Origin of the sequence: Caballeronia sp. GAWG1-1 (genome assembly GCF_023631465.1) — a bacterium.
Classification (GTDB): domain Bacteria; phylum Pseudomonadota; class Gammaproteobacteria; order Burkholderiales; family Burkholderiaceae; genus Caballeronia.
The window spans coordinates 1-15,134 of the sequence record NZ_JALQDB010000055.1 but is presented as its reverse complement, the minus strand read 5'-3'; the positions used below and the strand labels follow the sequence as shown (position 1 = coordinate 15,134).

Sequence of the window (15,134 nt, the reverse complement as noted above, 5' to 3'; positions counted from 1 at the left end):
ATCGCTTGGCCAGACCATGACTACGACTACGATTACGACGGGAAAGATCGAGGGACATGAGTAGACCGACTCTCAGGCAAGCCGAATTTGCCGCAAGCGTAGCAGAGCAGACGATCCGCGTCGCCCCCACGTTGCGACGCGCGGCGCAACGCGTACTCACCGTCTGCGCGCTCGCCTTCGGCTTGGTACTCGCGGGCTGCTCCATGTTCAGCGGCACGAGCGCGAAGCAGGCCGTCGCGGCCGTCGACTGGAGCGCGGCGGGCGACGCCATCCTCGTGCAGCTCGACGCCGACGATCTACTCAACGAATACAACAACGAGCCGCATACGCTCCTGCTCGGCGTGGTGCAGACCGCCGACGCCGATTCGTTTCGCAAACTGTCGGCCGATGCCGGCACGCTCGCCTCGACGCTCGGCGAAGCGGCGCCGAATCCCGCGATCCTCCAGCTCACGCGCTACGTCGTGCAGCCGGGCGGTCACACGATCCTCTCGATCGACCGCGCCGCGAAAGCGAAGATGGTCGGGCTGATCGCGGGCTTCTACACGATGGACCCGGCGTCCAGCGCGCGTCTCTTCGAGATTCCGCTCGCCATATCGAATCAGGCGTTCGTCGGCCACGATTATGCGGCGCAACCGCAAACGCTTGCGTTGCGGCTGTCGCTCGGACGCGATGCGATCAGCGACGCCGCGCGTCTGAATCCGGAACCGCCGCAGATCGTCGCCGCGCAAAAACGCGCACAGGCGAAGCAGCAGATCGTGCCGCTCGACGGCGGCGGCAAGGAAGTGCCGCTCACGCCATCGAACGGCGCAGCCGATACCGCCACCATCAAACTCCCCAACTGACGAGCCCGACGTGGAACACAAGCAAGCCGTCTACTGGCATCAGGGAATGTTTCTGCAGCCGCAGCATTTTCAGCTCGCGGATCAGCACAGCCGTTTCACGCAGACGCCGCTTTACGAAGCCGGCGTGCCGCATTTCTGGGGCGTCGGCGCGCTCGAACTGTCGAGAAGCGCCATCGCGAATCGCACCATCGACGTGCAGCGCGCGCGTCTTCTGTTCCGCGATCATCACTATGCCGAGTATCCCGAGAACGCGGTGATCGCGCCGCGCACCTTCGAGGCAAGCTGGGTGCAGGGCGACCGTCCGCTCAACGTCTATCTCGGCGTGCGCCGCGCGAGCGAGCAGGAAAAGAACGTCACCGAAGTCGGCACGCTCGCCGACGCCGCGAACGTCGCCACACGCTTCGCCACGGTGATGTCCGTTCCCGAGACGCCCGATCTCTATTCCGAAGGCCCCGACGCGCCGCTGCAAACGCTGCGCTATGTGCTGAAGGTGTTCTTCGAATCGGAGCTGGATCATCTGGATCAGTACGAGCTGATTCCCATCGCGCGGCTGGTGCGCGATGGCGACACCGTCGTGCTCGCCGACCGCTTCATCCCGCCGAGTTACGCGCTCGCCGGTTCCGATGCGCTGCGCACGATGCTACGCGAGATCCGCGACGAGCTTGCAGGACGCGCCCGCCAGTTGCAGGAGTACAAGAATCCGCGCGAGATGCAGAAGGCCGAGTTCGACGCGTCGTACATGCTGTTCCTGCTCGCGTTGCGATCGCTCAATCGCTTTTCGCCGAGCCTGTTCCATCTGATCGAGAGCGAACAGGTGCATCCGTGGCTCGCATATGGCGTGTTGCGGCAACTCGTCGGCGAACTGAGCTCGTTCTCGGAGCGCTTCACCATGCTCGGCGAGATGGACGGCGGCGCCGGTCTGCCCGCTTACGATCACCTCGACCTCGACGGCTGCTTCGGGCGCGCGCGCGTGACCATCGGGCATCTGCTCAACGAGATCACGGTCGGGCCGGAGTTTCTGGTCGTGCTGGAGCCACGCGACGGCGTCTATCACGGACAAGTGCCGCGCAGCGTGTTCGGCAACCGCAACCGCTTTTATCTCGTCGTGCGGACGCAGGAAGATCCGCAATGGGTGGTGGATGGCATCGTCAACGGCGCGCGTTTGTCCGCGCTCGGCGAGATTCCGACGCTCGTGCGCCATGCCCTGCCCGGCCTCGAACTGATTCATATGCCGCACGCGCCGCAGGGTTTGCCGCGTCGCGCGCATTCGTTCTACTTCCGTATCGAACAGGTGAGCGAGCAGTGGGAACTCGTCGAGCGCGAAGGCGATATCGCTCTTCACTGGCTCGATGCCCCCGCCGATCTGCGCGCCGAGATCGTGATCCTGCGGAGATGACGTGCATCTGACCGACACTTTGATCCCCGTCATCGCGCTGGTGCGGCAGACGATCGATACGGCCGCCGCCCCGGCCTTCTTGCGGCCGTCGACGGCGGCGCCTGCCGTTCCAAGGCCCTTGCCCGCCGCGCCGCGTCCGGTTGCATCGCAGCCTGCTTCCGCTGGCGGTTCGCCGTTTGCGCCGCAGCCTATCGGCGAGATGGCCGCCAATGGCAATGCAAGCGCAAACGCTAACGCCAACGCCGTCGCCAACGCCATCGCCATCGCCGATGCCCCGCCGGCGCCCGCGCCGCTTCCTTCGCTCGCGCCACGGGCGAGTGTATCGAACGCATCGAGCGGCACGCCCGCCGAGGACGCCGCGCGCGCACGCGCACTCGCCGAAGCGATCGACGAAGCGATCGACCAGGCACGGCACGAAGCGCGCATCCACAATTTCGTGCCATCGGATTTCGACAACGCGCTTTTCGCCGTGCTCGCCTGGGCCGACGAAGTGCTGATCTCGTCCGAATGGGCTGGCGCGCCGCACTGGCAGCGCCATCTGATGCAGCGCCGCCACTTCAACACGACGACCGCCGGCGTCTCGTTCTACGCGCGTCTCGACGACCTGCGCGACGATCAGGCCGATGTGCGCGAAGTCTTTGCGCTGTGTCTCGCGCTCGGCTTCAAGGGTCGCTATGCGCAAGAGCGCAGCTCGCGTCAGCTCGACGAACGCCGCCGCGTCACGCTTCAGAAAGTGCTCGACGAAGGCGGCGTTCCGGCCGCCACCGGCGCGGTGCTTTTTCCGCAAGCGTATGTCAGCGAGGAATCGGCGCGCGCGGCGCAAACCGGCGTCGAACCGGCGGCGCGCCGGGTGCGCTGGCGGCTTCGCCGGCAGACGCTCATCGGCTTCGGCTTGCCCGTGGTCGTGCTCGCCGTGCTCTACGGCACCTATCACCTGATCATCGTGCAGATGGTGAACGCTCTTCTTCCGCTCATCCAATGAAAGTCCTGCGCACCGTTCTGCTGTGGCTCCTTGCGCTCGTCGTGCTGGCGCTCGTCAGCTGGGGGCTGACGCTGTATCTCGAATGGCCGTTGTGGGCGTCCGCCGCGATTTTCTTCGGCGCGCTCGGCATGTTCTTCATGTTGATCTTCCTGCGGCGCCTGACGCTTGCGTATCGTTCCCGCAGCATCATCGCGCGGCAGCGGCGTGCCGAACAGGAAGCCGCGCAGCGCGGGTCGCGCACGGGCGCCTTGCGCCGCAAGTTCCGCGATGCCGCGGCGCTTCTGCGCGGTTCGAGCCTGAAGCGTCTCGGCAATCCGCTCTACGTGCTGCCCTGGTACATGGTGATCGGCAGACCGGGCGCGGGCAAGACCACGGCGCTTGCGCGCTCGCGGCTGTCCACTTCGCTGCAGGATCACACGCAACAAGGCGCGCCGGTCCCGCAAACCGAGAATTGCGACTGGTGGTACTTCGACCGCTCCATCGTGCTCGACTGCGCGGGCCGTTATGTCGATGCCGACAACGAAGACGCCGACCGCCGCGAGTGGAATCTGGTGCTGGACCTGCTGTCGCGCTATCGCGGACGCGAAGGCATCAACGGACTCGTGCTCGCCATCTCCGCCGACCGGCTCGTCACGCCGGACCGCGAGGCGATCGATCAGGAAGCGCGCGTGATCCGTGCGCGCATAGAACAGTTGATCCGCCTTTTCGGGCGGCGCTTTCCGGTGTACGTGCTCGTCACCAAGTGCGATCAGCTCTATGGCTTCGAAAGCTGGAGCACGCTCTTGCCCGAGACCGCGTTGAATCAGGCGATGGGTCATCTCGCGCCCGCCACCGCCGACGATCCGCCGACCGAGCGCTTCCTCTCACTGGCCTTCGATGCCATCGTCGAACGACTACGCGCGATGCGGGTTGCGCTGGTTGCGCGGCATCCGCAATCGGCGGTGGAACTGCTGCTGTTTCCGAACGAACTCGACCGCCTGCGCGCGGGCACCGAACTCTTCGTGAAGGCGTGCCTTGGTAACAGCCCGTATCTGGAATCGCCGTTCTTGCGCGGACTGTTCTTTTCGAGCGGCCTGCAGGCCGGCGGCGCGCGCTCTGCGGTGCTGCCGGAGACGCTGCGCCCGATGCCGCCGCACGAACCCTCGACGACCGGCGTGTTCCTGCACGATCTCTTCGGCCGCATCCTGCCGCAAGACCGCAACGTCGGCAAACCTGCCGCGCTCGTCAATCGCTGGTTCGCCGCGACCCAGCATCTAGGCATGCTCGCGTGGGTGATGTTGGCCGTTGCGTTCGGCTTGCTGATCACGATGTCGTTTATCCGCAACGTCAACACGCTGACGCAGATCGAGCGCAGCTATCCATTTCATCAGCGCTTCGACGGCTTGCTCGTCGATGACGCCGCTACCCTCACGCGCAGCAACACCGCGCTGCGCGAGATCGATCGCCGCAACCGCAACTGGCGTTCGCGCTGGATGATCTCCGGCCATATCGACCGCTTGCAGGAACGGCTGCGCGAGCAATACACGCAGCAATATCTGCAGTACATCCGACCAGCCGTCGAACGCGATTTCGATCTGGATTTGCGGCGCGATCTCGTCAACGATACCGACGGCACGCTGCCGCTCAGCATCCTCAACGAAGTGCGCGTGACGAATCTGCTGCGCGCGAAAGTGGCGGGCGCGGATCGTCCGGAACTTGCCGCGATGCCTCAGCCGCTTTATAGCGACATGGCGCCGTGGTCGTCGCAACTCTTCGACCAGATCAACGACTTGCGCATTTCCTATATCGCGTGGTCGGCGACGAATGCGCGCGACATCGTGACGCGCGTGGCGCAACAGCAGGCGACGCTTGCCCAGGCGCTGTACCAGAACCGCATGCACTGGCTCACGCAGCTTGCGCCGATCGACCCGCATCTGCACGATGTCTCGCTCGCCGACTTCTGGCTCGACGCGAACTCGGCGCGCGCGCAATCCCTGCGTCTGGCAAACGTGGATGCTCCGGTTGCGGGCAATGTCGCGGGCGGGCGCATCACGGCGGCGTCGAGCCGTGCAACGGCGCCCGATTCGAAGGCCGTGGAAGCCGCGCGCACCGACGCGCAACTCGCCGAAGCGAACCGGCTCGCGGAGATCAAGGTGCCGGCCGCGTACACGCGCGCGGGACGGGTGGATATCGACGGCTATCTGAAGGAGATTCACCAGGCGGTCGTCGACGATGCGCAACTCATGCAGCAACAGGCGTTCTTCGACCACGACTATCAGATCGAGCGCTTTCAGGCGTGGCAGAGCTTCGTGCAAACCGTGCCGCAGGGCGAACGCATGCTACCGGGCCGCGATGCCTGGCGCGGACGGCTCGCGACCATCACGCAGAACGCGAGCCCTTATCTGCGCGCGCTCGATCGCGTCAACGACGAGTTCGAAGGCGTGGCCGACGCCCAGTTGCCCGACTGGCTGCAGACCGCTCGACGCATGGGCCGCCTGCGGCGCGATGCCACCGGCGCGCTGATCGCGAGCCGTGCGGGTGGCATCGTGCAAAGCATCAACTCGTTCGGCGGCCAGGCGATCCGCGACAGCATCGCGAGCAGTCCGCTGGCGGGCGCGGCGGCGGTGCGCGTCAATGCGCGCGCGGCATCCGCGATGCGCGACTATTTTCAGGACATCGATCAGATCGCGGCCACCGTCACCGATGGCACCGCGAAGGCATATGGCGTATCGGCTGCGTTTCATGGCTTTGGCGTCGATCCGGCGGTGAAGACATCGCCTGTACACGATGCCGCGCGCGCCCTTCTGCGCCTGCGTGACGAAGTCGATTCCAACGGCGCGGCTGATCAGGCCATCTGGCATCTGATCGGCGGGCCGCTGCATTTCGTGCTGGCTTATACGGAAGAAGAGACTTCGTGCGCATTGCAATCGGATTGGGACAGCAAGGTGTATTGGCCATTGCAGGCGGCGACCAGCATGACGCAGGTCGTCGATCAGTTGTACGGTCCGCAGGGTTCGGTGTGGAGTTTTGTCGATGGGCCGGCCAAGCCGTTCCTGACGCATTCGGCGAGCGCGATTTCGGAAGTGCAGACGGCCGATTACAGCGTGCCCTTCACCGCCGCGTTCCTGCCGACGCTCAATTCGGCGGTCGGCAAGCGCACCGCGCAGCTGATGGAAGCACAGCGCGCCAAGTCCCGCGCTGAAGCCGACGCAGCGCAGGCGCAGGCGGCGCAAGAGCAGGCGAAGCAGCAGCAGGCCAATGCGGAGCAGGCCATTGCGAGTGTGAAGCAGCAGATTGCGGCGGCGCAGGCGAAGGCGTATCCGTTGACGATCACGGCGCAGCCTATCGACGTGAATCCTTCAGCGCGCATGCGGCCATTCGCGACTGTGCTGACGGTGCAGTGTGCGGCGGGCGCGCGCACGTTGACCAACTTCAACTTCCCGGTGAGCGACACTTTCAACTGGACACTCGGCCAGTGTGGCGAGGTGAGTTTGCTGATTCGTTTCGATGGCCTGACGCTCTCCAAGCGTTATCGCGGCGATGCGGGCGTGGTCAGTTTCCTGCGCGACTTCCGCGATGGGCACCGATTGTTCACGCCGCAGGATTTTCCGTCGTCGGCGGCGGCGCTCGCGCAGCGCGGCATCGACCAGATCACGGTGCGTTACGAGTTCCGTGGCGAGGACGCGATCATCGATGGCGCGACGCAGCTGGCGCAATTGCAGGACGCGCAGCAGAAAGAGACGCAGCTGCGCCAGCAAGCGATCGATACGCTTGCGGCGCAGACGCAGCAGTTGTTGCTGATCAAGCTGGCGGGTAATGGTGGCGGGACGACGCCGCAGCCGCTACGCGTGTCGTTGCCACAGCAGATCGGGATGTGCTGGAATGCGCCGGCTTCTCCGGCTGGAACGCAGACGCTGCAAGCGCGTTTCGATAGTCTGCTGGAAGCGCGCGGCCCGCTGGTGACGGCGGCGGCGCCTTCGTTTGCACCGATTCAGTCAGGACCGATGACGGCGCCAGACGTGCCGCCGTTGCCGATCTTGCCGGTTTTGCCGACAGTGCCGGGGTTGTCGGGGGCGGGGTCTTGAGTTCGGTGTTTGGTATCTGGGCGGGGCTTGGGACGCGGCAACGGGCCGGCTCTTCTTTATTGCTGAATACACTATGACACCGGCAACGACGCTGGTTCTTCGTTCTTCCCTTTCTTAGTCGCGCATCATCTCGCGCTCTCGCCATTCAAGCGGCACGGAGTAAACTTCCGTGCCGCCTTATCTAGATATTTCCGCTCTGCTACATCTTCTCAAGGATACTGCCGCCAATGCGCGGGCTTATCCTGATCCTGCAAATGCCGCTCTCGTGCAACGTGTACTGAGTAGTTCATTGACAGTGCCCAATCCGCTGCCTCTTTCTGCGTTTTACTTTCCTTTACCTCTTTTCGGTCAACGATTACGACGTGATGCGTCGTGCCCTTACCCTTTTCATTTGATAACGGCCTATGCGCAACATAAGCGTGCTTTTTCACAATAAATTCCTCGACTAAATTAACGGAAACTAAGTTCTTACTGCCGCATAGACATCAGGCTGTCCGCTGATTTTTTCAATGCCAGTATTTTCTGAATATTTTTAATGCGCGTCCTTGTCCGCTTCGGCATTCTTCGTCGCTAAGAGCGAAGCGGCGGTATCGCCATGAAGTGCCATGCTTCGCTATCGGGCTCGGCGTTAATTTAGATGCGCGAATTTCTGATGAAGGGGAGCGCGGCCCCGATGATGTCGCGTTGTCAGTTCGAAACCATTGCGCGCATGCCCGAGCAGGATCAGCAACTCGTGCGCGGCGTGCTCGATGCGTTGATCTTCAAGAATCAGGCGGGCGCAATGACGCGCGTGGCCGAGAGTGAAAAGCAGCTCGCGCGTAAAGACAGTAAAAAGGGGTAGGGACCACAGCGGTAAATGGAGCGCGGCTGGGAGTTGACACTCGCGGCCCGCTGACCAGTTCACTTGAAGGCCTGAATATGGCTAACGCCGATCCTAAAGCACGTTCGCCTGTCGCGGAACGGGTGCTGACAGTGCAGCAGCTCTCCTGCGAGCACAACCAACTGGCACAAGCAGTATCACAGCAGCTTCGAACGGCGGCCTGCGCCCAAGTTTCCAACCTATGTTCTCTGGATTTGCCTCACTAGACGATGGCTTGAATAGGCGGGCTACTGGAACCGTGGGTGGCGCGCGTTGAGCAAGCGAACGAGGCGTTGTCAGGCGGCCGTCGTCACGCGTCGCGCGCGACCGCCTTCCCCTACACGCCCCCCAACGCCAACTTCACCGCCGCAGCCGCATCGATCTTCGCAATGCGCGCCACCAGTGCAATCGCTTCGGCATGCGCATCGTTTTGCTGATACAGCGCGTGCGCCGCGCTCAACGCCTCCAGCGCGAGTTGCGGCGTCCAGCGGTCGAGCTCATGCCGATCCACTTCGCCGACGATCATCTGCGCGAACGGCCGCAGCGGCGCGTTCGGCCGATGCGCCAGCATCAATTCGCTCAAGTGGATGGTCGCGCGCAGGCGTTGTTCCGGATTCGTGCCCAACGTCGCGCCCTGGAGCGCCACTGCCGCCGCTTCGAGGTCGCCCGCCGCGGCGAGCGAGCGCGCCGTGCCGAGCGCCACCGCGAGCGCATCCGGCGCCGCGCCGCCGCCCGAACCCGTCGCCGCATTGCGTTGCAGGCTCGTGATCCATTCGAGCGTCGCGCCATCCGCGAAAGGCTTGCCATCCGCGAAAGTCAGATTCGGCAACTCCGGGGCGCGGCGCAACAGTTGCAGCGTCGCCGCGTTCACTTCGGCGAGCGCGTCCGCGAACGGCTCGCCAAGATTCGCAAGCGCCTGCGCGCTCGCGCGATTCAAATCCATCCAGAACGGAAACGCCGGCAAGTTCGCCTCTGCGAACGTGAGCGTGTCCTCGGGCGCATCGCCGGATTGCAGGCGGTCCAAGGCAATCGCCAGTTCCGCGATCGGCCCCGGAATGCGCGTCTGGCCACGCTCGGCAAGCGGCGCGGTTTCGATCGCGCCCCACGCCGCAAGCCGATTCAGCCGATACGCCTGCGCATCGCTCGCCCGATTGCCACGCCGGAAGCCCGCCAGCGTCACCAGCCGCTCGGCGATCTGCTCGAAGGCGCGGTCGGCATCGGCATCGGACACAATGGCCGCGCTCGAAAGCGGCGCGACGGCAAGCGATGCGGCAGCGGCCGGCGCAGAAGGACGCGAGATTTGTGCTGGTCGTGTCTCCGCCGACGCGACAGGCGCGTCTACAGCAGGCACGGGCTCGGGCACAGCTTCCCGAACCGGCAACGTGCGAATCTGATTGAGCAACGGCCGCACGCTCGGCGCGTCCGGGTCTTTCTCGGCAAGACGCGTATCGATGGCTTCGAGGCGCGTCTGCAACGCATCGATCAATGCGCGCTCCTGCTGCGTATCGCGGTCCACCTTGTCCACGACGAACTGAACCGCCCGCTCGAAAATCCACGACAACGCGTTACGCCGCGCCCGCAAGCGCGAGAGGCCCGGATGCAGCGTTTCCCAGTAATTCGCGAGCAGATCGTCGATGACCCTCAAGCCGCTCGCAAGGCCTTCGAGGCTGGAACGGCGCATGAGCGCGCCCGCGAGATAACACGCGACGAGCAAGTCCTTGCCGCGTTCGGCGAGCAGCACGGTGGCAGCGCGCTGCACCACGTCCCAGTCCGTGCCGGCCGCCGCGCTCGGGCTGTTGAGTTTGTCGATCTCAGTCTGCAGGCGATCGAAGTCGGGATCGTCGCGGACATCGTCGCCAGCGGGGTTGTCCGGCGTAATGGGCGCGGAACCGAGCGTATCGAAAGGAGGACTCATGGCTCATTCGTCGAAGAAAAATCGGGAAACACGCAAAGGTCGATCACCACACTTCCTCGATTTCCGCATTCAGGTAGTAGCCCGCGCCGCGTTCCGTGCACAGCAGCTTGGGCGCGCGCGCATCTTCCTCGATCTTGCGACGCAGCCGCAAAATCTGGACGTCGATGGCGCGGTCATAGACATCGTCGAACGCGCGCGTGCGCTCGATCATGTGTTCGCGCGACACCACGCGATTAGGCGCGCCGAGCAGCACGACCAGCAAATTGAACTCGGCGTTGGTGAGGGTAACGGTCTCGTCGTCCTGCGACTTGAGGCGGCGCGTGTTCAGATTTAGCGTCCAGCCGCCGAAGCGATACGCGCGCGGCAGCTTTCCGCGCGTGATCGGCGCGCCCTGCGCCGTGCCCGCGCCCGTGCGCCGCAGCACGGCGCGCACGCGGGCGAGCACTTCGCGCGGCGAAAACGGCTTGGTGACGTAATCGTCCGCGCCGAGTTCGAGGCCCATCACGCGGTCGGCTTCCTCGGTACGGCCCGTGAGGCAGATGATCGGCATGGCGCCGCCCTCGCCGCCCGCGCGCCATTCGCGCGCGAGTTCGAGGCCGTCGCCGTCGGGCAGGCCGAGGTCGAGCAACACGAGATCGAAGGTATCGGCGGCGAGGCATTCGCGCGCTTCGGCGGCGGATGCCGCGCCTTCGGTCGTCATGCCGTGTCCGGCTAGATATTCGACGAGCAGAACACGCAAGGAATGGTCATCGTCGACGATCAATATGCGGGGTGAACTCGGCATGGCGTTAGCGCGTGGCTTCGTGTGAGTGATAAAGCGCCTGCACCGCGCGCGAAAAATCGGCGCGGCCAAACGGTTTGGCGAGGAACGGCACGCTCACGCCCGCGGCGATATGCGCGCCCTGCCGCGCCCCGCTGATCAAGAGCGCGGGCAGCGCGGGACTGCGTTCGCGCGCGGCGACGATGAGTTCGTCGCCGCGCAGGTCATCCATTTCGATGTCGCTGACGAGGAACGCGAAGCCGTGCGGATCGGCTTGCAATGCGTCGAGCGCGGTGGCGGGCGACGCGTAGCTCGCAGGCTCGAAGCCGGATTCGGCGAGCCAGTCTTCGAGGAGCGCGCGGAGGGTGTCGTCGTCTTCGACAAGGAGGACGGGCTCGCCTTGGCCGATGGGAGCGTTGGGCTCGGTGCAGGGCGTGCCCGGCGCGTGAGCCGCATCGATCGCTCGCGACATGGACGCAATGCTCGGCGCTGTTACCAAATGATCCGCGTTAGCCTCTTTTGCATCCGACGGCGACGCATCGGTTCCGATAGTCGACCGCGGCGGCGTCACATAAACCGCATCCGCATCACTAGCCTCACGCATTCCCCCGTCGCCCAGGCCACCGCGCGGCCCCGTCGCCACACCCTTCACGCGCTTCGCCGGCAACAACACCCGAAACATCGCCCCACCCAGCGGCCCGTTTCCGACCGTAATCCCGCCGTCGTGATCCGCGACGATTCCCGCCGCGATCGACAACCCCAACCCATGCCCGCTCTGCTTGCGCTTGGTCGAAAAGAACGGGTCGAAAATCCGCGACGCGATATCCGGCGCAATTCCGGGCCCATCGTCGTGCACTTCCAGAATCACCGCGGTGCGCTCCGGCACGCGCCCGACATCCGCGATTTCCTCGCGCGGCACGCCCGCCGACACGCGCAAGATCACCCAGCTGCGCGCCGCCTGCGCCGCGTTGCGCAGCAGGTTCAAAAGCACCCGCACGAGCTGCGCATGATCGCCCGCGACAGGCCACGCATCGATACCGCTGGCGCCCAGGCGAACGCCGTCGTATTCCACGGCAATCGTCACCGGCCCGCGATGATCCGCCGTCGCCAAACCCACCGCCTCGTCGATGACCACGCGCATCGACACCGGTTCGCTACGTCGCGGACTGCCGCGCCCGACCGCGAGCAGCATCTGCTCGGTCATCGCGGTGCCGCTTCTGACTGCCGCCAGCACGTGTTGCAGCGGACGGCGCGCATCGGCATCGGCGGGAAGAAGTTCATCGGCGTATTCGGCGTGGCCGCGCACGGCGCCCAGCACATTGTTGAAATCGTGTGCAATGCCGCTCACCAAAAGGCCGAGCGATTCGAGCTTCTGCACGCGTTGCAGACGCGCCTCGTAACCACGCCGTTCGAGCAGCGCGACCGCCACGTAAAACACCAGCGTGCACAGCACGGCGAGGTCGATCTGCAACTGCCGCACGCCGACGATGCCGTTTTGATGGTACGAACCATTGCCCGTCACCGTGAGCGCCACGCCCGTCGTCACGATGACGAAAGCCGCGAGCGTCGCCGCGCGGATCGACCCGGCGACCGCCGCCCAGACGAGCAGCAGAATCAGCAGCAAATGCTCGGTCTCGTCAGGAAGCTGGATGCGGAACGCCTCGATCATCAGCGCCGCGCCGCACAGCGCCGGCACGACGACGACCCACGCGCGCACCGGCCGCGCATCCGGATCGGGCGGCGTAGTCCACGCGAGCAGACCGGGCACGAGGACGAGCATCGCCAGACCGTTGCTGCCCATGATGGTGCGCCAGACATCGATGAGATCGCGACCGCCGATCGCATGCGATAGCGCGCTACCCGCGAGCGCCATCGCGAAAACGGTGCCAAACGGCAGCAATAGCAAGAAGCGTGTGAAGCGCGCGGTGGTATCGAGACGCGCGCGGCGGCTCACGAAGCGCCAAGCAAGCCCGACGCCCACGCCCACGCCGAGCACGTTGACGAGCGCGAAGGACGCATCGACCCAAAGCGGGAACACGTCGAACTGACCGACGATGACCATCGCGATGAAGATCGCGACGAGCGCGGCCGGCCATTCGCCGAGCGGCCGACGCCAGAGATAGGCCACCGCCATCGCCGGGGCGGGCCACACCACCGCCGCCAACGCCGAACCGGTGCCGAGCGTGTCGAGCGGTGTCGAAAGGACGCCGTAAACCACGCCCAAAAACAGGGCGCGCCGCAAGCCCGCCACATAGTGACGCGCGCCGGTAGCGGGCAGACCGTGCGGCGCGGCGGCGGCCGCACGAACGTCATTGGTCACAGTGGCCCCCGGTTGAGCGAGCGCATCGGCGATAAGCATTCCGATACGACCTGAGATTTATCTTAGAAATGGTCGCAAGTGTAATGCGGGCTAAAGCAACGCACAACGCAGCGCACAAATCGCGCAACAGGCGACCGAACGTTCGCGAACCCAGGCAGTTGCGCGTTCGTTACGGATGAAACATGCGGCGCCCTTGGCGCAACACGGCTGCAACGGCGCCCGCCGACACTACAAACATGCGCCGGACCTGAAGAGAACGGCGCTCCAACCCGAACAACCTAGAAGAGGTGAATCATGCCGATGCCGTGCTATCTGACCGTCGAAGGTCAAAACCAGGGAAAAATCGAAGGCGCCACGAAGGTGCAAGGTCACGAAGGCAAGATCCTCGTGCAAGCCGTGGATCACACCATCGAAATTCCGAAAAGCCCGCAGACCGGACTGCCCACCGGCAAGCGCGTGCATGGCGCGATGACGGTGAGCAAGGAGATCGACAAGTCGAGCCCGAAGCTTTATCAGGCGTTGACGTCCGGCGAACAGTTGAAGACCGTCACGCTCGAGTTCTATCGCATCTCGCCGAAAGGCACGGAGGAAAAGTACTACACCGCCAAGCTCGAGAACGCGATCCTGACCAACATGAAGTCATGGACACCGAACTGCCTCGATCCGAACAACCGGCAGATCGGACACATGGAGGACCTCGCGTTCACCTACGAAAAGATTACCTGGACCTACGAGCCGGACGGTATCGAAGCCGAGGATTCATGGCTCGCGCCGAAGGCCTGAGCCACATGGACAGCCGCTGGACATACGCTCGAAAGCCTTGTCGCACAAGGGTTTTCGAGCGCTGAAGCCGCGTCTTCGGAGGCCGCCGTATACGGCTTGTCGAGGACGATCTTTAGAGCATATGAACTGATAAAAATGCGTTGGGTTTTTGAGATACGTCTGTTTATAATGGCTCGCACTCAATTCCGGGACAGGCACTCACGCCTCAAGGACCGTTTCCCATCCGGACTCGCCGATCCTTTCGCTCAATCGCGGGCAGAGCATCCGACAGTCTGAAGCGGCTCACATCCGCCCCGCGCCGCACCCCGCATTCCGTATCACGCAATTTCGTTAGTTATCCCGTGCTCAGGCGATGGCTGCCCGCCCGAGCGTATGCAGTGGCGGCGGCCCGCGTCAGTCGCACGGTGCGCGAGACGCGTTTTCATCGATGTCCGCACTGCCAGCGCGGCGCCGTGAATCTGGAGATGGAAATGGCAAATGATGGTTCGGTTGCTCCGAAGGAACGCGTCAATATCGTCTATCGCCCGGCCACGGGAGACGCGCAGGCAGAAGTGGAACTGCCGCTCAAGTTGCTCGTGCTCGGCGACTTCACGTTGCGTCAGGACGACGTACCGATCGAAGACATGAAGCCGATCAACGTCGACAAGGACAACTTCAACGAAGTGCTGAAAGGCCAAAAGCTCGGCCTGCAACTCTCGGTGCCGAACAAGCTCGACGAGAAAGCCGGTCCCGACGACGTGCTCTCGCTCGACCTGAAGTTCGACTCGATCAACGACTTCACGCCCGATGCGCTCGCGGAACGCATTCCCGAGCTGCGTCAGATGCTCGAACTGCGCGACGCCCTGAAGGCGCTGAAAAGCCCGATCGGCAATCTGCCCGACTTCCGCAAGCGTCTGCAAGAGCTGATCCAGGACGAAGGCGTGCGCGCGCGGCTGCTCGGCGAACTCGGCGCACAAGACAAGTAACGCGGAACCAGCACTTCGTAGATGAAGGAGATTGAATTGAGCGACGAACAACAGCAATCCGGCGCAGCGGCGCCGGCAGAGGCCGCGGCGGGCGAAGTCTCGCTGCTCGATCAACTGGTGGAGTCGGCCCGCATCAAGCCGGGCGACGAAGCGTACTCGATCACGCGCCAAGGTATTCAGGCGTTCGTCGCGCAACTGCTCGAACCGCAGCGTTCGGTGGAGCGTGTCACCGCCGCGACCGTCGACGA

The 15,134-nt window shown here is 64.3% G+C and carries 10 protein-coding genes and 1 pseudogene; 8 read left to right on the top strand and 3 right to left on the bottom strand.

Annotation, left to right across the window (positions count from 1 at the left end):
* The first annotated feature begins 56 nt into the window (after positions 1–56).
* The 5 genes from NCT03_RS31620 (at position 57) to NCT03_RS31600 (ending at position 8,125) form a co-directional block, all read left to right on the top strand.
* Positions 57–842 (top strand): type VI secretion lipoprotein TssJ, encoded by a 786-nt coding sequence (locus NCT03_RS31620; RefSeq protein WP_244831854.1) that lies wholly within the window; start codon positions 57–59, stop codon positions 840–842.
* Positions 843–852: 10 nt separating this feature from the next.
* Positions 853–2,238 carry a type VI secretion system baseplate subunit TssK gene (gene tssK / locus NCT03_RS31615; RefSeq protein WP_350029341.1) on the top strand — a complete coding sequence of 462 codons (1,386 nt, stop codon included), beginning with the start codon at positions 853–855 and terminating at the stop codon, positions 2,236–2,238.
* A gap of 1 nt (position 2,239) precedes the next feature.
* Positions 2,240–3,220 carry a DotU family type IV/VI secretion system protein gene (locus NCT03_RS31610; RefSeq protein WP_250495316.1) on the top strand — a complete coding sequence of 327 codons (981 nt, stop codon included), beginning with the start codon at positions 2,240–2,242 and terminating at the stop codon, positions 3,218–3,220.
* Positions 3,217–7,284 (top strand): type VI secretion protein IcmF/TssM N-terminal domain-containing protein, encoded by a 4,068-nt coding sequence (locus tag NCT03_RS31605; RefSeq protein WP_250495315.1) that lies wholly within the window; start codon positions 3,217–3,219, stop codon positions 7,282–7,284. The genes NCT03_RS31610 and NCT03_RS31605 overlap by 4 nt, the downstream gene beginning before the upstream one ends.
* Positions 7,285–7,921: 637 nt before the next feature.
* The gene (locus NCT03_RS31600) at positions 7,922–8,125 is read left to right on the top strand and encodes a hypothetical protein (RefSeq protein WP_250495314.1); all 204 of its coding nucleotides are present in this window, start codon (positions 7,922–7,924) and stop codon (positions 8,123–8,125) included.
* Between the two features lie 355 nt (positions 8,126–8,480).
* On the opposite strand, the gene tssA is transcribed toward NCT03_RS31600, so the two are convergent.
* The 3 genes from tssA to NCT03_RS31585 are packed head-to-tail and all read right to left on the bottom strand — an operon-like array spanning position 8,481 to position 13,138.
* On the bottom strand, positions 8,481–10,058 hold the full coding sequence (gene tssA, locus NCT03_RS31595; RefSeq protein WP_250495313.1) for a type VI secretion system protein TssA: 1,578 nt from the start codon (positions 10,056–10,058) through the stop codon (positions 8,481–8,483).
* 43 nt (positions 10,059–10,101) lie between these two features.
* Entirely contained in the window at positions 10,102–10,842 is a 741-nt protein-coding gene (locus tag NCT03_RS31590) for a response regulator transcription factor (protein ID WP_250495312.1), read from the bottom strand.
* A 4-nt stretch (positions 10,843–10,846) separates the two neighbouring features.
* Entirely contained in the window at positions 10,847–13,138 is a 2,292-nt protein-coding gene (locus NCT03_RS31585; protein WP_250495311.1) for an ATP-binding protein, read from the bottom strand.
* 294 nt (positions 13,139–13,432) lie between these two features.
* On the opposite strand from NCT03_RS31585, the gene NCT03_RS31580 reads away from it, so the two are divergent.
* The 3 genes and pseudogenes from NCT03_RS31580 to NCT03_RS31570 form a co-directional block, all read left to right on the top strand.
* A complete protein-coding gene (locus NCT03_RS31580) occupies positions 13,433–13,921 on the top strand; it encodes an Hcp family type VI secretion system effector (RefSeq protein WP_244831861.1) in 489 nt (162 codons plus the stop codon).
* Positions 13,922–14,391: 470 nt separating this feature from the next.
* Positions 14,392–14,886, top strand: coding sequence for a type VI secretion system contractile sheath small subunit (tssB, locus tag NCT03_RS31575; protein ID WP_244831862.1), 495 nt, complete (start codon positions 14,392–14,394; stop codon positions 14,884–14,886).
* A 36-nt stretch (positions 14,887–14,922) separates the two neighbouring features.
* Positions 14,923–15,134: pseudogene (locus NCT03_RS31570) on the top strand (type VI secretion system contractile sheath large subunit); the annotation flags it as partial.

Excerpts from the sequence above, each read along its gene's own strand:
- tssB (WP_244831862.1), top strand. The coding sequence starts at position 14,392 with ATGGCAAATGATGGTTCGGTTGCTCCGAAGGAACGCGTCAATATCGTC.
- NCT03_RS31605 (WP_250495315.1), top strand. The coding sequence starts at position 3,217 with ATGAAAGTCCTGCGCACCGTTCTGCTGTGGCTCCTTGCGCTCGTCGTG.
- NCT03_RS31590 (WP_250495312.1), bottom strand. The coding sequence starts at position 10,842 with ATGCCGAGTTCACCCCGCATATTGATCGTCGACGATGACCATTCCTTG.
- NCT03_RS31600 (WP_250495314.1), top strand. The coding sequence starts at position 7,922 with ATGCGCGAATTTCTGATGAAGGGGAGCGCGGCCCCGATGATGTCGCGT.
- NCT03_RS31620 (WP_244831854.1), top strand. The coding sequence starts at position 57 with ATGAGTAGACCGACTCTCAGGCAAGCCGAATTTGCCGCAAGCGTAGCA.
- tssA (WP_250495313.1), bottom strand. The coding sequence starts at position 10,058 with ATGAGTCCTCCTTTCGATACGCTCGGTTCCGCGCCCATTACGCCGGAC.
- NCT03_RS31580 (WP_244831861.1), top strand. The coding sequence starts at position 13,433 with ATGCCGATGCCGTGCTATCTGACCGTCGAAGGTCAAAACCAGGGAAAA.